General features: G+C 63.9%; 10 protein-coding genes and 2 pseudogenes. 5 read left to right on the forward strand and 7 right to left on the reverse strand.

Features of this window, described 5'->3' with window-relative positions; all coding sequences use genetic code 11:
* Nucleotides 1-122: 122 nt before the first annotated feature.
* Together OH799_RS00935 and OH799_RS00940 are read left to right on the forward strand one after the other, a co-directional pair.
* The gene (locus tag OH799_RS00935) at nt 123-1,418 is read left to right on the forward strand and encodes a hypothetical protein (protein WP_406274329.1); all 1,296 of its coding nucleotides are present in this window, start codon (nt 123-125) and stop codon (nt 1,416-1,418) included.
* Nucleotides 1,408-2,712, forward strand: a complete 1,305-nt coding sequence (locus tag OH799_RS00940; RefSeq protein WP_406274332.1) for a cytochrome P450 — start codon at nt 1,408-1,410, stop codon at nt 2,710-2,712. Before OH799_RS00935 ends, OH799_RS00940 begins: the two co-directional genes overlap by 11 nt.
* Before the next feature lie 403 nt (nt 2,713-3,115).
* Here the strand turns inward: OH799_RS00940 and OH799_RS00945 are convergent, their stop codons facing one another.
* Entirely contained in the window at nt 3,116-3,886 is a 771-nt protein-coding gene (locus OH799_RS00945; protein WP_406274335.1) for a hypothetical protein, read from the reverse strand.
* 663 nt (nt 3,887-4,549) lie between these two features.
* Between OH799_RS00945 and istA the strand changes: the two are divergent.
* A pseudogene (gene istA, locus OH799_RS00950) lies at nt 4,550-6,111 on the forward strand (IS21 family transposase).
* Nucleotides 6,112-6,897 (forward strand): annotated as a pseudogene (gene istB / locus OH799_RS00955) (IS21-like element helper ATPase IstB); the annotation flags it as partial.
* A 1,051-nt stretch (nt 6,898-7,948) separates the two neighbouring features.
* On the opposite strand, the gene OH799_RS00960 reads toward istB, so the two are convergent.
* The gene (locus OH799_RS00960) at nt 7,949-9,193 is read right to left on the reverse strand and encodes an IS701 family transposase (RefSeq protein WP_406265588.1); all 1,245 of its coding nucleotides are present in this window, start codon (nt 9,191-9,193) and stop codon (nt 7,949-7,951) included.
* 208 nt (nt 9,194-9,401) lie between these two features.
* On the opposite strand from OH799_RS00960, the gene OH799_RS00965 reads away from it, so the two are divergent.
* Nucleotides 9,402-10,400 (forward strand): dihydrodipicolinate synthase family protein, encoded by a 999-nt coding sequence (locus OH799_RS00965; protein ID WP_406274338.1) that lies wholly within the window; start codon nt 9,402-9,404, stop codon nt 10,398-10,400.
* A 201-nt stretch (nt 10,401-10,601) separates the two neighbouring features.
* Here OH799_RS00965 and OH799_RS00970 read toward each other — a convergent pair whose 3' ends face one another.
* The 5 genes from OH799_RS00970 to OH799_RS00990 all read right to left on the reverse strand — a co-directional run bounded on the left by OH799_RS00970 (nt 10,602) and on the right by OH799_RS00990 (nt 17,922).
* Nucleotides 10,602-13,523, reverse strand: coding sequence for an AAA family ATPase (locus OH799_RS00970; protein WP_406274341.1), 2,922 nt, complete (start codon nt 13,521-13,523; stop codon nt 10,602-10,604).
* Between the two features lie 828 nt (nt 13,524-14,351).
* Entirely contained in the window at nt 14,352-16,376 is a 2,025-nt protein-coding gene (locus tag OH799_RS00975; RefSeq protein ID WP_406274344.1) for a hypothetical protein, read from the reverse strand.
* Nucleotides 16,376-17,101, reverse strand: coding sequence for a hypothetical protein (locus tag OH799_RS00980; protein ID WP_406274347.1), 726 nt, complete (start codon nt 17,099-17,101; stop codon nt 16,376-16,378). Before OH799_RS00980 ends, OH799_RS00975 begins: the two co-directional genes overlap by 1 nt.
* On the reverse strand, nt 17,098-17,499 hold the full coding sequence (locus tag OH799_RS00985) for a type VII secretion target (protein ID WP_406274350.1): 402 nt from the start codon (nt 17,497-17,499) through the stop codon (nt 17,098-17,100). Before OH799_RS00985 ends, OH799_RS00980 begins: the two co-directional genes overlap by 4 nt.
* A gap of 6 nt (nt 17,500-17,505) precedes the next feature.
* The gene (locus OH799_RS00990) at nt 17,506-17,922 is read right to left on the reverse strand and encodes a hypothetical protein (protein WP_406274353.1); all 417 of its coding nucleotides are present in this window, start codon (nt 17,920-17,922) and stop codon (nt 17,506-17,508) included.
* Nucleotides 17,923-18,224 lie beyond the last annotated feature (302 nt).

The raw sequence follows: 18,224 nt of genomic DNA on the forward strand, positions 1-18,224 counted from the left end.
TCGGATTAACCCCTATTGGCCCGCTGTGTAATACGTCTTGCGTCCCTGGGTGCGGTCCAACGGCCACGTCGGACGCACCGGCGCTGACTATGAACCAGTCACAGGATAGATATATGATTTCGATGCGTGAGTATCGACAGGATGCCGTACAGACGACTCGGCAGGAGTTGATCGAGCGGCTCGAGCGCTATATGCCCGACACCGATCAGCGTGCGTACTATAGGTGGGCGTTGTCCGATCGGAACCCTGATCGAAAATTGTTCAGCCGAATTATCGCATTGACACAGTTGGGTAACCTGACTGCGGCTATGCTTACGGGCCTGCAGGGGCGGGATGACTGGCCGATATTGCTTCGGCATGCCATTCCAGTGAACCTGTACCAAATTTTCGAGGTTGTTTCGGATAATTTGGGTATCGGCTTGGCCGCGGTGCGTTCGGATGAGCAGTCGGACGTGCGTGATCTGGTGTTGGAGTTCAATGCAGTCGCGGCTGACGATCTCCGGCATCCCACGGGCCGGCCGGCCACGGAATTACTCGCCGATCTGCGGCCGCACAGCGCACATATCTCCAGCTTCGATCAGAGCCTGACATCTCGCTACCAGGCGCAGCTCGTTGATCGTTACCTCGCGACCACCAGGCTGCGGCTCGCGAGAGGCGTGCTCGAACGAACAGTGTGGAGTGGGTTGGTGGCCAACCTCGAGTCAGGGCGTGACGTGTTGGCCGCGATCGCAGGCACCCGTGGTGAACCGCTGGTTCGGGCGAAAACCGTCGAGCGGTACCGGGCGGTGGACCGTACTTTGCTCGCGCAGTACCTCTCGCGCGATGACCTTGTCGACACCGGTCGACAGGCGATCCTCGTCGCGCCGACGCTCGGCTATTTCGCTACCGTGTTCGGCGAGATATCTCATACCGATCCGGGGTATCTCGAGACGTTGGCGGACGGAACGCTCGTGGCAGCATTCGATACGGCGTCGTTGATCGTCCGGCTGCAGAACGATATCGGAACGCCTTTGTTGCTCATGTCGAGGCAGCAAAGGTCAGCACTGGTTCAAACACTGCGACTGAGCTTCGCGGTAGTCGACACACACACCGCCATCGACCTGTTGACGCGAGCCGCTGACCATCCGGTGTTGAACCGGTTCCGCAAGGATCTACTCAACGGCGAGTTCAACATCTGTCTATACGACCTGTACCGGATCGACGACATAGATGAAGGTCTAGCGGCGTTCATGGATGGACTGGACTACTTCGCTGACCTCTATGCCCGGCACCGCACGCTGCTCCACCAACAGTTGGACGATTTGGACTGCCGACTGCACGATCGCAGGATCACCGAAGTGACCCGACGCTTCGTCGCCTTCCATGAGAAGCTGTATTCCCATCGCTACGACACTCTGGTCGGCGACTATGCGATCTGATCCCGTCGACTCTGAGATTCCGCTCGCGCCCGGTCGACTGCCGCTGCTGGGCCATATCCCCATTTTGCTCCGCGCGCCTTTGCCATTCGTTTGCTCGGTCAGCGGCCTCGGGCCGGTGGTTCGCGTTCAGCTGGCCGGAACCACCAACTATCTGGTTACTGATCCCGCCCTCGTGAGGCAAGTCCTGGTCGCCGATGTCGCACGCTTTTCGAAGGGCGTGCACTATGACAAGTTGCGGGCGCTGCTCGGTAACTCGCTGTCCACCACCAGCGGTGTGCACCACCGCGACCGCCGACGATTGATGCAACCTGCCTTCCACCAGCGACAGATCAGCCATTACGCCGACCTCATCCGCCACGCCACCACTCGTCTGGTCGGCGAGTGGCGTGAGGGCCAAGTTGTCGCGGTCGACGATGCCATGCGGCAACTTTCGCTGACCATCGCAGCCGAAGCCCTGTGCTCGACCGCACTCCGCCCGCAGGCGATGGATGTGATCCAGCGGGATCTTCCCGTCGTCATGCGTGGCGTCGCCTGGCGGGTGTTGCTGCCCTCATCAACGATTGAGCGTCTGCCACTGCCGGCCAACCGGCGCTTCCAGGTGTCGAACAAGCGCCTCCGCCAGATCGTTGCGGAACTGGTTGCGCGCTACCGGAGCGAGGGCATCGACCATGGTGACCTGCTGTCTCTGCTACTGACCGCCCGTCATCCGGACACCGGAGTCGGCATGGAAGACAATCAGATCCGTGACGAGATAGTGAACCTGCTGTTCGCGGCCACCGAAACTACGGGCAACGCGATGGCTTGGCTCTGGCACGCTGTCGCCGGGCACCCTGAGGTTCAGCAAGGCCTCCGCGGTAGCGCACGCTCCAGCACGACCGACTACGCCCGCCGCGTCGCTCGCGAGACCTTGCGTCTATATCCACCGCCGTGGCTGGTATCGAGGCAAACCCGGGAGCCTGTCCAGCTGGGGCCGTACCGACTCCCGGCCGACGCCCCTATTCTCTTCAGTCCCTATGCGATCCAGCGGCATCCGGACAACTTCCCGAGTGCCGACCGATTCGACCCGGACCGATGGTTGCCTGACCGGCTCGGTGAGAGCAATCGGCACGCATATCTGGCCTTCGGAGCGGGACCCCAAAATTGCATCGGTGAAGGCTTTGCCATGCTCGAAATAGCCACCGTGGCAACAACAATCGCAGCGTATTGTCGCCTCGTCCCCACATCTGTCACCGTCGAGACGGCGTCCGCCACCCTGGTACCCAGCCAGCTGAGGATGACGGTTCGAATGATGTGATCCCGCCCACAGTCTGGACCGACTCTGGCGGCACCGGCCGCGCGAAGCGCGCCGTGTTCGCGGCTGCGTTCGAGCATCAGGTATGCCGCGCGCGGTTCCGAAGCGTTGTTCGGCCACTGCAACGCATACCCCATTCATGGCGAATCGTACGGCGGTATCAGGGAGCGGCGGCCTCGTCGGAGTCGGACAACGCCGGACCGGATCGAGCTGTCTCGGGATCAGGGCCGCGTGCAGGTTACCCAACTCCCGCACCCACCCGATCGGCGATAATTCTTGCGCGAGGTGGCCGGCGGTAGCCGCGAGCGGCTGAACAGGCGAGAACAGCGCCGTTGGGGCGAGGGCCGGATCAGCTACTCGCGCAGGGACACCGACGGAACCGGTCCGTGCACGGCCAGCATGCTTCTCACCATGCCAGACCCGGAGACGCGGTATGGACCGACTCGAGTGGGGGTGCGCACTCGCGTGGGGGAGTGCACGCCAGCGGCAGCGTGCACCGCGTTACCGTCCGGCCGCGATCGAGGAACCGAACAACGTCCTGGCACAAGGCTTTCAAACCCTCGGCGGGATGATCGCTACGTTGGCGGGTCTCCTCCAACTCCACCACCAGCCCATTCGTCTCGTGCAACAATCGGATGACGCCGTTATTACCACCTGGGCCGAACCCGAGATCGCCCGCCTTGCCGGCGGCGCGATCAGCATCCTCTACCAGCTCCAAGTACAGCTTGTCGACCGGCTCGATCAGCTCCGGCCAACGCTGGCGGGCTAGGAGCTCGATCATGTCGAACCTGGCCGGAATTGAGACAGCGCCCACTCGCGATTCCACCAGCACCTTTTTGTCCTGGTCGCCGGCAACCAGTGGGGTGGTGTCCCGGTGACTGGTTGTGGCGATAAGGTCGGCATCGAGGTAATAGATGTGGGCTGTTGGCATGCGAGTGACATGCTGAACCACAGCCCGACCAGATGGACCGAGGCCGGTCAGATGCGCACGAGAGGGCACCACCAGGTGCCCGCCGCCCTGGCGTTCGAGTTCTTCCATCAACTCCCACAACACTTGCGTGCGAGGGGAGCCGGCGTCGAACACTCGCTCCAGATCGAGACCCCAGGACTCCGCCACCCACTCCAGCCGTTGCATGACCCTGGCGGACGGGTCGCGGCGATCGGTCTCCGCGAGCAACGATAGCAGTACCTGCTCCCGCGGGATCGGCTCGAAAACTACCTGCCCCGCCCCGAAGTCGAAGGCGGATGCAAAGTCGCAAATCTTGCGGCAAACTTCGTCACTTACTTGGTCGGCGATCAACTCTGAGCGTACATAGCCCAACCACATTTCAACCACCCTCTGCTAATCATCGTCGAACTCAGCCGACAGGAACGACACCATTCGTACCCACTAATCTGGCGGCATGTCGTGATGCACCACTGTGTTGCTCATCGAGATCACATTCGCTCGAGCCTGTCGAATTCGGCTATACAAAGCCGCAATCATTTTTCGGAAAGCAGCATCGTCTTGGCCCGCAACACGACACTTCCACGTCGGCGCATGCGGGGATATGGGGAGAATCCCTATGATGCTCGCGCCCGCGGCCAGTGACCTGTCCAGGTAGGGCTGTTCTGGCGAGTGGTTTTATCCGTGAATCACGACATCGTTGATCGGTGAATCTCGACACCACTCCTGTGCCGGAAGGTGTTGGCATCCGCGAATTTTGACACCATCTGGCGGGTTCCAGTGGCCGGATCACCCTGCTATCAGTCTGCAACGGCCCGTAGGAGTGGACCCGTGCTGCCGAACCAATCCAAGGCGCAGCTGTATGCGGCGATCCGCCGGGACTCGAGAGCGGGCATGTCGGGCCGGGATCTACAGGCCAAGTACAACGTCGGCTACCGCACGGTCAACGCCGCGCTGACGTCGGCGTTCCCGGAGAAGTGCAAGGAGTATCCGGCGCGGGCCTCGAAGCTGGATCCGTTCAAGCCGTTCATCGACGAGATGCTGCGCACAAATCTGGATGCGCCGCGCAAGCAGCGGCACACGATCAAACGGATCTACGCGCGGTTGATCGACGAGCACGGTATGGAAGACGTGTCCTATCAGCGGGTCCGCGACTACGTCGACAAGCGCAAGCCGCAGATCAGGGTCGAGGCCGGCCGCGAACCGCCGCAGGTGTTCATCCCGCAGACCCACCGCCCGGGTGAAGAAGCCGAGGTCGACTTCGGGGAGGTGACCGTCGAGTTGCGCGGTGAGCGGGTCGTGCTCTACCTGTTCTCGCTGCGGATGTCGCTGTCGGGCCGCTCCGTTCAGCGGGTGTCGGCCTCGGGCGGGCAGGAAGCGTTCCTAGAGGGGCACGTCCACGCGTTCACCGTGCTCGGCGGGGTGCCGCACGGGAAGATCCGCTACGACAATTTGAAGGCCGCGGTGGTGAAGGTTCTCGGGTTGAGCAGGGCCAGAACCGAATCCGAGCGCTGGACCGCGTTCCGCAGCCATCACGGCATCGATGATCCGTTCTACTGCATCCCCGGCATCGAGGGGGCACACGAGAAGGTTGGTGTCGAGGGCCATATCGGGTACTACCGGCGCAACCACTTCGTCCCCGTCCCGAAGGTCGAGTCCCTCGAGGAACTGAACTCGCTGGTCGAGCAGTGGGACACCCAGGATCTGACGCGGCGGATCGGGGCGCGGGCGCGCACGATCGGCGAGCATTTCGCGCTGGAGGCACCGACGCTGAAACGGCTGCCCGAGGAGGAGTTCGAGACCGGGTCGTGGCTGGCCACGCGGGTGGACCGTTCGATGGTCGCGGCGCGGACCAACAAATACAGTGTCCCGATCCGGTTCATCGGTCGCCCGGTCCGGATCCTTTTGCATCCTGGCTGGTCGTCTACGACGGCCGCACCGAGATCGCCCGCCACGAACGCCTGATCGGCAAAGCGCTCCGAGTGGAACTCGATCATTATCTCGAAGCGCTGGTCCGCAAGCCCGGCGCGATGGCGGGCGCGACTGCCCTCGAACAAGCCCGCCAGAGCGGGAAGTTCACCAAGAGCCACGACGCGTGGTGGGCCGCGGTCCGCAAAGCCCACGGCGAGAGTGACGGCACCCGCGCGATCATCGACGTTCTTCTGCTGCACCGCAGCATGCCCCACGACCAGGTTGTTGCGGGCCTGGACGCCGCGCTGCGCGCGGGAGCGGTGACCGCGGACGCGGTCGCCCTCGAGGCCCGCAAGGCCGCCGAAGCCGCGCCGCGGCTGGCCAACGTGGTCGATCTCGACGAACCCGACCCGGATCCGGTTGCGTCGCTGACCGCGCGGCGCCTGGCGCAACTACCGCCCGACACCCGGCCCCTGCCCTCGGTCGCCATCTACGACCAGTTGCTCCGCATCACCAAACCGAAAACCGCAGAAGGGAATCCCTAGATGACCAGCCCGACCCCGCGCCGCCACGGCATGACCGACCAGGCCGCCGACACCGCCATCGACCAGGCATGCCGGATGCTGCGGCTGCCCAGCATCCGCACCCAGTTCAACGACATCGTCGAAACCGCGACCCGCGACCAGATGAGCTACCGGGCGTTTTTGGCTGAGCTGCTGCTCGTCGAATGCGACGACCGGGCGCGGCGGCGCTCCGAACGCCTCATCCGCGCCGCCGGATTCCCGCGAGATAAATCGTTGCGGGCCTTCGACTTCGACGCCAACCCGAACATCGACCCCGCCGTGGCCAACACCCTCGCCCACTGCGACTGGGTGCGCAAGGGCACACCGCTCTGCCTGATCGGTGACTCCGGGACCGGCAAGAGCCACCTGCTGATCGCGTTGGGCACCGAAGCCGCGATGCGCGGCTACCGCGTGAAATACACTCTCGCCACAAAACTGGTGAACGAGCTGGTCGAAGCCGCCGACGAGAAAGTGCTGGCCAAGACGATCGCCCGCTACGGGCGAGTCGATCTTCTTTGTATTGACGAACTCGGATATATGGAGCTCGACAAGTGCGGCGCCGAGCTGTTGTTCCAGGTATTGACCGAGCGCGAGGAAAAGAATTCTGTCGCGATCGCCTCGAACGAGGCGTTCTCCGGCTGGTCGAACACATTTCCCGAACCGCGGCTCTGCGCGGCGATCGTTGACCGCCTCACCTTCGGCGGGCAGATCATCGAAACCGGCACCGACAGTTACCGGCTCACCCGCACCGCCCTCAACAACACCGCTACCACCACTGCGCCTCGTCGTCGCGGAGCGGACCATCCCGGAGCCAGTCGATCCGCCCGCGGAGATGTCGTGGGTGCAGCGGCTGGTGGCGATCACGGGCGGGCCATCGGCGCCCGTCCCCGCGCTCGACTGGGCAGCGGTCGAGTCGCGGCTGGGCACATCCCTGCCGAGCGACTACAAGCGGCTCGTCGAGGCGTTCGGCTGCGACGGCATGTTCAACGGGTTCTTCGATGTATTCGACCCAGAACAGCTCATCTGGCACACCGAATATCACGCCCGCGCCGACATGACGTTCGGCGACGAGCATCCGCCGTTCCCGGCCCAAGGCGGGCTGATTCCCTGGTCGAACAACGAGCACGAGGAGACGTACTCCTGGATCACCGAGGGGCCCGATCCCGATCGGTGGCCCATCTACGCCGTGGATAGCCTCGACGAGAGCGCCCGGTTCGAGTGCACGGCAACGGAGTTCCTGTTCCGGCAGATGACCGACCAGGAGCACTCGTTCCATACCGCCGCGGAGGGCGTCCGCGGGCACTGGTTCCAGGAGCTCCCCCCGAGGTCATGACGCTCAGCCAGGAGCTCGCCGGACCCGAGGCCAATTCTTGCTCCCATCAATAGAACTCGACCAGAACGGGTCAACTGCAATGGCAGAGACTCCACGATGGACCAACATCGATGGCGAAAGTCCAACTTCACTGGCAGAAGACACTGACACACCTAGCGACCGGACACGCCGACCGGGGGTGACGTCAAAATTCACGGATACACCCGCCCCGGATCGGCCCCGACTGACGTCAAAATTCACCGATAAGTGGTGTCAGAATTCGCACTTAGGGCCAGGCGAGCGCGGCGGGGGCCGGCCGAGTCCCTGTTCCAGGAGAAACAACTTGGGCTGTGCGTGCGCCAGACTCCCTACCTGAACAGGCACTAGTAGTGCTTTGTTAGGTGTGAGGTGGTTGTTTTCGGGTGGGTAGGGGTTGGTGGCAGGTGTGGCAGTGTCCGGTCCAGGTGGCGAGTAGGTGTTGGAGTCGGCGCAGGTCGGCGTAGAGGGTCAGGCCTGCGCAGGGGCTTTTGGGGTGTGGCGCAGTGTGGTGCAGATGGCTTGGGCGATGGAGGCGAGGGTGACGTGACGGTGCCAGCCGGTCCAGGATCGGCCTTCGAAGTGGTCCAGACCCAGGCCGTCTTTGAGTTCGCGGTAATCGTGCTCGATGCGCCAACGGATTTTCGCCAGCTGCACGAGATCTCGTAGCGGGATGCTCGGTGGCAGGGTGGCCAGCCAGTAGTCGGTGGGTTCCGGGGCTCCGGTGGGCCATTCGGCCAGCAGCCAGCATTCGGGCAGGCTGCCGTCGGGTGCGCGGGTGATGTTGCGGTTGGCCGGGCGCACCCGCAGTGCGAGGAACCGTGACCGCATCACCGCGCCGGGATTTCCTGGGGTCTTGCGGCTGCCGCGCCGCCAGGTGACGAACCGTCCTGCCGCGCGGCCGGCGGTGGTGATCATCGTCTTCGCGGTCATGGGTTTGTCGGGGTAGTCGGTGCGGGTTCTGGGCCGTCCGAACCCGGAGTAGGTCGGTGCCACCGGTCGGGCGGTGGCGGGATGGACGCTGGTCGAGGCCGAGACGGCCAGCACATAGGCCAGTCCTCGGTCGGTGAGCCCGGCGCGGAAGGCGGTGCTGTCGCCGTAGGCGGCATCAGCGATCACCGGGCGTGCGGGCATGCCCCAGGCGGCGACTTCGTCGAGCATGTCCAGGGCCAGTCGCCATTTCTCCCGGAACCGGGCGTGGCCGGGGATCGCGCAGCGTGCTCGCAGCGCCGCGATCCGCTGGGCTTCGGCGGGGTCGGTGGCGGTGTGGTCGTCCCAGGAACGGGGCAGATACAGCCGCCAATCCAGCGCGGCCGAGGACCAGTCGGTGACCGCGTGCACGCTCACCCCGATCTGACAGTTCCCGCGCTTGCCCAGCGCCCCGCAATACATCCGCGCCACCCCGGGTGAGGATGTGCCGTCCTTCGGGAAACCGGTGTCATCGACCACCAATGCGTCGGGATCGACGAACCGTGCCGCCCACCTGGTCAGCCGCGCCCTCACCTGGCTGTGGTCCCACGTCGAGGTCGTCACGAACTGCTGCAACTGCTGATGATCCACCCCCAGCCGTGCCGCCATGGGCTGCATCGACTTGCGCTTACCGTCGCAGAGTAGGCCCCGCAGATACAACTGTCCCTTTGCTCGCTGATCCCGACGGGCGAACCCGGCGAACATCTCCGCCGCGAACTCCTCGATCACCGGACGAACCAACTCCATCTCCTCACCCAACACCGTTCAACCACAACACATCTCGCACCACCTAACAAAGCACTACTAGGCGCGGGCCGGGAGCGGGCTTCTCCCCATATCCCCGTATGCGCCGACATGGAAATATCGCGTTGTGGTCCAAGCGATGCTGCTTGCCGGGGCCGCGATTGGGAGCCCCGTACCACCAACATCGATAGCTCGAACGGATGTGATCTCGATGAGCGATTCAGTGGCGCATCACGCCATCTCCGGGGTCGTGGCTCGGTTGGTGACCCCATTTGACGCCGACGGCTGCATCGATGTGCGCGTGCTACGCAGACTGCTGGATCGGATGATCGGTGCCGGTGTCGATGCGGTCACGCCGCTGGGGGACAGTGGTGAGAGCATTTATCTCGATCGAACCGAGTGGCGGCATGCAGCGGCGGCTTGCCTCGAGCAGGTTGCCGGGCGTGTACCGACGATCCTCGACGTCTCCGACATCACCACGGCCGGCACCATCGAACGTGCCAGGTTCGCTGAAAAGCTCGGCGCTGCCGCAATCCTGATCAGGCCGCTTTCCTGCGGGCGACTGAGCGAGAACGAACTGCGGCAGCACTTCGCCACTGTCGCGGAGTTCGTGAGTGCGCCGATCGCGATCGGCAACGACCCCGCGGCAACAGGCATCGACATGACCACCGAATTCCTCGTAGATCTGGTTACCGGCATCGACTCCATCACGATGATTGTGGAATTCAGTGGCTGCGTCCAGCGGATGAACTGCATCACCGACCTGATAGGTGGCTCGATCTCACTGTTCAACGGCAGCGACCTGCACGTACCACAAGCCTTTCACGATAGTGCGGGCGGGTGGTACACGGCCGCAGCATGTCTGGTGCCCGAGCAGGTCGTACGACTATGGCGGCTGCTGAACTGCGAACAGGACATCGCGGCCGCGGTGTTGTTCGATCAGCTCGCGCCGCTGTTCGCCACCGTGGCCGGCCACGGGTTGCCAGCCATCCTGAAGTCAGGCTTGCGCTTTCTTGGTATCAATGCCGGTGACCCGCGACTGCCCCAACTGCCGTTGGACATCCACATCGGCGTTGAGCTGGCCGAACTCATCAGCGCAGTCAGAGCGACGACGCGGTTCGCACCGGACCTCAGAATGCCTACGCACCCAGGCCCTCGAAGTGGGGCGATTACGGCTACCTCTGTCTGTAGCCGGTCGTTGCGACGATGACCACGCCCTCGGCTCCTGCCGGAGACCCCGACAAACGCTGCCCATTTTCTCGGGACGGCGACAACATCGAAGTAGAGGTGGGTGCTGGCCCGGATCGCCAGCGTGCAATGCAATCCACCACGTCGCGAAGCTGTCCCGTGGGTACCACCGGCCGATTGTGATCTGCCGCAGCACCTATGGGCCTGTTGTCGAGCGCACCCGTCAGCTCGGATCGGTTCTGTGTCGGCTCAGTGCCGTTGCCACTCCGGCGCGGGACGAGATGCCCAGTTTCGTGAAGATCCGGGCGAGATGTTTCTCGACGGTCTTCGGGCTGACGAACAGTTCTGCGGCGATCTCGCGGTTTGTGTAACCCTGAAGGACGAGCTTGGCGATGCCGTGTTCGCGTTCGGTCAAGATCGGCGGGTGTACCAACTCCTTGGCGGTGGGCTGGCGGTGTACGCGTCTTCCCAGGTTTCGAAGTTCTTTCGCGGCCTCATCCCGTAGCCGTTCGGCCCCGGCGTCATGGAAGATGCCGTGGGCCCGCTCGAGTTCGCGAATTGCCGCGGCCTGCTGGCCGGCATGAGCGAGACTTCGGCCGGCGATGAGTTGTGCGCGAGCGGACCAGATGCGCATCTCCGCGGCGTCGAAGCACTGAGCTGCCTCGAGGGCAGGTGCTGCGGCCGATCCGTAGTCGCCCTGCGCAAGAAGGATTCGAGCGTGGGCGTAGTGCACATTAGCCTGGCGGGAAGGCAGTCCCGACGCAGTTTGCTCGATGCGTCGAGCTGTTGCTTCCGCCGCGTCGATTCCGCCGACGGACAGTTCTGCCGTGATGAGGGCCTGGGACCAGAACACGCGCGCGTTGGGGGGTATCTGAGAGAGTTCCGGTCCGCTGGCAGACAAGATCTCCAGGCAGCCTCGTTCGGGCTCGCCTGCTTCGATGAGCGCCTCACCGTAACAGGCGTGTGCCATCCACGCGAACAGCGCGTCGGGCTGGCGATCGGCTGCTTGTACAGCTGCGCGGCCGGCGGCCAGCGCGGCCGCGAGGTCGCCGCGCAAGGTCTCTACCCAGCACCGCAGGGCTTCCGCTGTCGAGAGCAGCTGATCATTATCCAGCAACAACGCCGCCTCGACGGCGGTCTCAGCAGCAGACCTGGCGTCATGAAGCTGTCCGAGCCACAGCTTGGACGCGGCCGCACTGAGGGCGAGGCGTCCGAAAGCGTAGCCGTGCCCGGTAGCGCGGCTGACCTGCAGACCGCGTTCGGAATGGCGGCTGGCGGCGCGGTAGCGGTCGATGCACACCTCCGCGTAGGCCAAGTCGGCGAGCGCATCGAGTAGCTCGGGGGTTAGGTCGACATCGCGCGCGTCCATACCCTCGGCGGCGAGGCCTGCCAGCTCCTGTGCCTCGGCGACGTTGTTGTCTCCGTAACCGGTGAGCCACGCAAGGGTTGAGGTCGCGGCAAGAAGCAGTTCTGGATCGCCGAGAGTTTGCGCCTGCGTGCGGGCGTGCCGGGTGGTGTCGATGGCTTGGTTCCACTCGCGCATCATCAGCTGGTTCTCGGCGAGGTCCCGACACAGTCTCACGGCGTCCGCGCTGTCCGGTGTCGCTTGCTCGAGCGCCGTGGTGATGAGGCGACGGGCCTGCTCGGCCCGTCCCATACCGAGGTCGGCACGGGCGATCATGCCGATGATCTGTACACGAAAGCCGGGCGAGTCGGCCGGTATGAGTTCCAGCGCCCGCTCGAGTGTCGCGCGGGAATCGCGCAGGCGTCCGCACGAAGCGAGGGCACCGGCGAGCGAGATGACCAGTGGGAGCTGCCGTTCGGGTTCGCTGGTCTCCGTCAGCAGCCGCAGGGCGGCCTCGAACCATCTGGCCGCCGCCGCAGGCGCACGGGCCGCGACCGCACGCCCCGCGTCGGTCAGGATGGCGACGGCGTCCTCGTCGCCGACGGAAGCCGAGCGCTCGACATGGTGCGCTCGAACACCGAGGGAAGCGCCGCGCCGGGCAAGTGCGAGCGCTGCCCGCTTGTGCGCGCCCAGCCGCCACCCCGGCCCCGCACCGTCGTACACCACTCTTCGCACGATCGGATGCCGGAACCGGAACCGTCCCGCGGTGTCGGTCATCCGGACGAGATCGACCGCGACGAGGGCGTCGAGGTATTCGAGGACCCGCGTGTCCTCGGCGTCAGCGATCTCGGCCAGCGGCCCCACGTCGAACGGATCTCCGGCCACCGCAGCCGACTGGAGCACCACCAGCGTGTGCGCCGGAAGGACAACTAGTTCTCGAGCGAGGGTCGCACGCACTGCGGCAGGTATACCGGTCCCGTCCTCCCGGTGAACCCAGGCACTACGACTGGTGACCGCTGGATCTTTTCGTGTCATCCGTGCCAGCTGTTCGAGATAGAAAGGATTCCCTCCGCTCTCGGCGTGCAATGACCGGACCGTAGATGTATCCAGTTGCCGGCCCAACATGTCAGCGGCCTCGGATACCGTCAACGGCGCCAATTCCAGTTCGCGCAGGAATCCCTCGCGCGCGGCTTGTTCGACGGCAGCCAGCAGCATGCGCGGCGCCTGCCGCGGGCGGTAGGCCAACGCCAACACCATCCCGGGCACCGAGCGTCTGAGCAGGTGGCCGATCAACTCCACCGACGCCGGGTCTGCCCAGTGCACGTCATCGAGCGCCAACAGCAGCGGCCGGCTGCGGACAAGTCGCTCGAATGTCGCTCGAACGGCGCGATGGAACTCGAATCGCTCGACGTCCAATCGGCTCGCGGGTTTGCCGCCGCGACCGGACAACGACGGCAGCACAGCGGCGAGCTCTGCCAATCGGTCCTGGTCAAGGCCCCCGATAACCTCCGACTCGAACTCACGGAACCGTTCATCGATGGCTTCGACCACCAGACCGTAGGGTACGTCCCGCTCGAATTCGGATCCACGGCCGGTCAAGACGTCGAAACCCGCGGCGGCGGCTCGTTCACACAACACATCGAACATGCTTGTCTTGCCGATCCCGGGCTCGCCCAAAACGGCGATAGCACCCACAGAGCCTGCCAGAGCAGAAGTCAGCATCTCGTCCATGGTCTGCAGCTCAGGCGACCTGCCGACCAGCCTGGCACCCGGATCCGGGCCAGTAGAGGTCAGCGCCATCGAGCACCCCGAGTAATGGAGCGCCCCCGTGGAACCATCATGGCCGACCTTTCAATTTCCTGACAGACACCGCAGGCCCACCAGTTGCGTAGCGCGAACCTCAGCGCCCATATGGATGAATTCCACCCTACCGCCGCGCCGCGTCGGCATCCTTCTTTGAGGGACTCCCGATTTGCGACCTGAATTACGCGAACAGGCAGCGCCGCAGGGAGTGTCTGAAAGACGGCGGAGCTGATCTTGGTCTGACTGGCTGAACCTGATGTTCGGTGGGAAGGGCATCGGGTGCCTGGTGCTGGTCGTCCTGGTCCGCGGCCGGAGGGTTTCGGCGCACCCTGCGGGGCAGGCTGCTTGTGTGCGCAGGCGCCGAAACCCTCGGCGGACGCGGGCCGGTGTAAGCCATTGTGGGGCGGCGGATTTCTTCCAGGGGCGACGTAGGTCCGCAGCGACGCCGCGGGCCGAGCGCGGTTGGGTGTAGGCAACCGGCGGCAGCCAGGTCCACCGGTCGGCCGCGTGCGGGCTCTGAACTCGGAAACGAACATGGGCACCAGGTAAGCACGGGTACAGCGAAGATGTCTTGAACAAACGCGACTGGTGTCGAGGGGACGACGGGGGTGAGCGCGATCGGTGAAGGTGTACCGCCGGCGTAACGGGCAAGTTGGAGGTCAGGTCAGGTACGAGGCGCAGCTGCGCAGTCGCGCAGGTTCGACAACCAGCGACCGCAGGTTGCTCAGCAGCGCCCAATCCATTCCAGCTCTCGACCATATTGGTGCAGCCGGATACAGCTTGCCTGCTGCCCTCCGTACCTTCGGGCCCATTCCTTCCGGCCTCTCAAACCTGCGGCGGTCCAACGGGTGGTGGACCGGCAGGCTGTGCGGCGCTTACAGTCGCCGGAGCTGGCGCCGCGGATCCGGGGTCGGCATTGCCGGCGACATCCAAACCGGTCGGGTGGAAGTAGCCCGTGAAATTCCCATACTTTTCGATCAGCGGGGGACTGTTGGGATCGAAGGGAATAAGTTGACCGTTGTCCAGGATTAGCAAACCATTCTGCTTTCTAACGATCAGACCATAATGCTTCGCACCGTTGTTGTCCCACTCCACAGTATCCCCCGTCTTCAGCCGGGCGACATCATCGACCGTTGCCCACGGATGCTGGCCCGGTATATTCTCACCCGCGGTTCCCTCATATGCGGATTTCGCATCGAGGGCGACGTTCTGTATCTGATTCCGCAGAGCATCAGCGACTGGCTGGGATGCCTCTACCTTCGTATCGCCGATGGTGACATCCACCATTGCGTCCGGTGCCGTTATCGGTGGTGGGCCACCTGCGTAGGCTGGCGCCGTCACCGGGGGAGTAGGCGCCTGAGTATCGGGATCGGCGGTGGGTGCGGGAGCGGTGCGGTTCCGCTCGAGTTGCCGGGCCTCACGCGAATCCCTGTCGTCATGGCCCCGGTCATCGCCGGGCTGACGGCCTCCCTGGTTCGCCATATTCCCCAGAGCGCTGATCATCGCGAGTTGCCCTAACGCACCGGCGCCATTGTCATTGCTAGCGGAGCCCGTGGGATCGGCAGTTTTGTTACTGGTTCCCCATCCGTTTCCGGAGCCCTGCATCGCCGCCTGGATCAGAGAACTGGGATCCATGCTCGACGGCGTATCATCACTAGCACCGCCAAGGCTGGGCTGGATACCGTCCAGAGAAGCCGTGGATTCCGTAGAACCCAGACCTAAATCGTCGAATGTGGAGCTGAAATCCTCCCGGAGGCCGGTTGGTTGCGTGACAGTATTCTGAGAGTTGTTGCTGACCCCGTTCCAGTTATCTCGTTTATTATTGTTTTTGTCGTTGCTGTTCTCTTTGTCGATCGTCGCGGATTTTTCCTGGAACTCTTTGATCGCTGCCGCGTACGCCGTTTCCCACTTCTCGACAGCCTCGTCGATGTTTCTGACATAGTATCTCTGTTCCGCTTCGGCAGTAAGCAAGTATTTGCCAAAATCATCGCTCTTCTCGTCCGCGTTCTTCTCGTAGACGGTGACCTGCATCTCGGAAATGGGAGGGCCCCCAGAGCTTTCCGTGATCTTGTTGCCGGTATGCGTCGTGCCCGAAATCTCGTACTCGAGGCGCTCGTTGAGTTCGTCCGTGATTCCCTTGAGTGTGTTGAATATTGCGGAGCCCGTTTTCGCAGACTCGTATGTCGTGCCTTGAACGCTTTCGTGCGCTTTGATGTACTCGGTCCGCCGCTTGTCCAGCTGCTCCTTCAGTTCCTGGTGCGCGTCTCTGATTTTTGACCAGCCGCTTGCGGTCGTAACCTGTTCGCCGTCGAGCACGTTGGTGGGGTCCGGCGCGGCCTTCGGATCATGGGAGCCGAGTGTGTCGAATCCCCGTTGCATAAAGAACTCGGTGTCCCGGATCAGCAATTTCAGCGCCTCGCTGGCCCCCTTCGGCTCATAAAGGTCAACATAATGCGCATGTTTTTCCTCGTTTTTAAACTTATCGAATCCGTAGTCCGCGAACTCCGGATTGCCTGCCTTAGCCTTTTCCTCCTTCTCAGCCTCTTCCTCCTTCTTGGCGTCGACGACCGCCGTCGGGTCACCGCTGCTGAGCGCCTTGAGGATATCCGCGTACTTGGGGTCATCCTCGAGGTCTTCAGCATCGAAGGCAAGCTGTTGTCTCACGTCTAATGTATTCATCCACGACCACCAAATAGTGGATTTGTCGAAAGCCTCCTTGAACTCGGTCGAATTCAATCCTGCCAGCGCATCCAGCAAATTCCTGGCCTCGTCGTCCTGAACAAGGAAATGCCAGTTCCGGGTGTAGTACCAGTTTTTGATCTGACCGACGACGTCGTCTACTCTGCTCATCAGGCTCTCCTGTGCTCGCCGGAGCACTCAGGCCCTGGCAGACCTTTCAGCAATTCGGCTATCGACGTGGCAGCCCCGCCGAGGCCGATGGAATTGGTGCCGTCGGCCTCGGACCCGACACTGCGGCAAACCTCGACGACCGGGACCGCCATACCTGCGCCGGTCGTCTCCGTCTCCTGCGCCGCCACTACACCGGCTGCCGCCGGGAACAGCGGGTACTCGAGCGCCGAATCAGAGACGGCGGGAAGGCGCGCGGCGAGCAGTGTGCGGGCGAGCGTCAAGCCCTCGTCAATCTGTTCCCCTACCACCAACGGCGGCAGCGGCCGCCTGCCCTCGGCTGCGCGGACCACTGCCACGAACGGCCCCGTCGCCGGTGGTACAGGCATATCGTGGGCCATGTCAGCACCTACCACTGCCACGAACGAGCCTGTCGCCAGTTGTACTGGCGTTCCGCCGGCCGTGTTCGCATCGCCGGTCATCCCCGGGGCACTGTTCGCGTCGACGGCCGAAGTGACGGGTCTGTCGGCGGCGACGGGCTCCGGTATGCCGACCGAGGACAGCGTCGTCCCGGGCGGCGCGCCCGCTCCGGCGAGCGCGGTGCCGAAGGTCTGTGGTGCCGATGCGGCGGGTGGCATGTGGACCTGGTCGGAGCGGCCGGTCTCGTCGAGCATGCCCGGGGCGTCGGGAGTGGTGACGGCGGGCTGCCTCGACTTGGTGCCGTTCATAGCGGCGTGTCCGGGCTGGTGCCCACCGGCGCAGCGGGATCCGTGGGCGCGCGGCGTGTCGGACCGCCCGGAGGGGTTTCGTCGTCGAAACCACCCACCAGGGAGATCTGGCGTCCACCGGCCTGATCGGCGTCTTCGAGTGCTCTTGCTGCCGCGATCAATTCGTCTCGCGTCCGCTCATGTTCAGCGGCAAGTCGTTCCGCAGTGTCGTGGCGCCGGTCGTAGTAGTCCACCAGAGCCGCCCGCACCGGGTCGGCGATCATGCCATAGGTGGATTGGAAGTCGGCGAGCCAGGCATTCGGGATTTCACCCCACTTCCGGATGTTTGCGGCGACCAGCTCGTGCTGCTTTGCGATTGCGCGCAGCTGCTCCGGCTCGACCTTCAGGTATCCGGGCATGCTCGGTTAATCCCTCCCGCCATCTACCTCAGGTTCATCGTTCCGCCTTATCGAGTTGGAGACCTGCAGGTCCGGCTCGGTCCCGGCCCGCCACTGGCGCATGACATCCGCGAGCGGTCGCGGCAGATTGTCGGTGTCGTTCATGGCGATGTCGTACTGCCGATGCGCGTCCTCGGTGCTTTCGGTGATGGCGGCCATGATTTCAGCGGCCAGTTCCCGATTGCCGAACCGTGCCGAGGTTCCGGGGGCCAGATACAGGTCGCGCAGCCGTCCCATCGCGTCGACCTCGGGAATGACCAAGCCGCTTGGGGAGGGGCGACGCGCAACGATCCCGTCCGCCCGTTCGCGCATCTCGGCGACGCGGTGCCCCAACACCCGCGCCATGTCGAGTGCGGCGCGCACGTCAGGGTGGATGTCTCTCATAGGTTCTCACTCATCCCGTGGCCGAACGCCCGGCGACTGACCAGCTCGGCCCTGCTCGTTCACTACGTCGGCAATGCCGTTGTCGAGTTTCCGGCCCTGTCGAGTGCCGCTTGTCTTCCTACCGGTTCCTGGGTCGGCGAATCTCTCCTTCTCGGCGTGGATGACGACGTCTGCGCCGTTCAGGACGAATTCATCAGCGACATTCTCCCCAGCCCGTCCATCCATCCGATATGGGTGAAATGCCTACGGTTGCCCCCACGCTCCCAGCACCGGCAGGGGGACTGTGGTAGTTGTTGCCGCAC

This window comes from Nocardia sp. NBC_00881, assembly GCF_045207455.1.
Lineage (GTDB): Bacteria > Actinomycetota > Actinomycetes > Mycobacteriales > Mycobacteriaceae > Nocardia.

What these genes read in the sequence shown, in the direction of transcription:
- OH799_RS00985 (WP_406274350.1), bottom strand. Translation starts at nt 17,499, where the DNA reads ATGCCCGGATACCTGAAGGTCGAGCCGGAGCAGCTGCGCGCAATCGCA.
- OH799_RS00990 (WP_406274353.1), bottom strand. Translation starts at nt 17,922, where the DNA reads ATGAGAGACATCCACCCTGACGTGCGCGCCGCACTCGACATGGCGCGG.
- OH799_RS00965 (WP_406274338.1), top strand. Translation starts at nt 9,402, where the DNA reads ATGAGCGATTCAGTGGCGCATCACGCCATCTCCGGGGTCGTGGCTCGG.
- OH799_RS00940 (WP_406274332.1), top strand. Translation starts at nt 1,408, where the DNA reads ATGCGATCTGATCCCGTCGACTCTGAGATTCCGCTCGCGCCCGGTCGA.
- OH799_RS00960 (WP_406265588.1), bottom strand. Translation starts at nt 9,193, where the DNA reads ATGGAGTTGGTTCGTCCGGTGATCGAGGAGTTCGCGGCGGAGATGTTC.
- OH799_RS00980 (WP_406274347.1), bottom strand. Translation starts at nt 17,101, where the DNA reads ATGAACGGCACCAAGTCGAGGCAGCCCGCCGTCACCACTCCCGACGCC.
- OH799_RS00970 (WP_406274341.1), bottom strand. Translation starts at nt 13,523, where the DNA reads ATGGCGCTGACCTCTACTGGCCCGGATCCGGGTGCCAGGCTGGTCGGC.
- OH799_RS00935 (WP_406274329.1), top strand. Translation starts at nt 123, where the DNA reads ATGCGTGAGTATCGACAGGATGCCGTACAGACGACTCGGCAGGAGTTG.
- OH799_RS00975 (WP_406274344.1), bottom strand. Translation starts at nt 16,376, where the DNA reads ATGAGCAGAGTAGACGACGTCGTCGGTCAGATCAAAAACTGGTACTAC.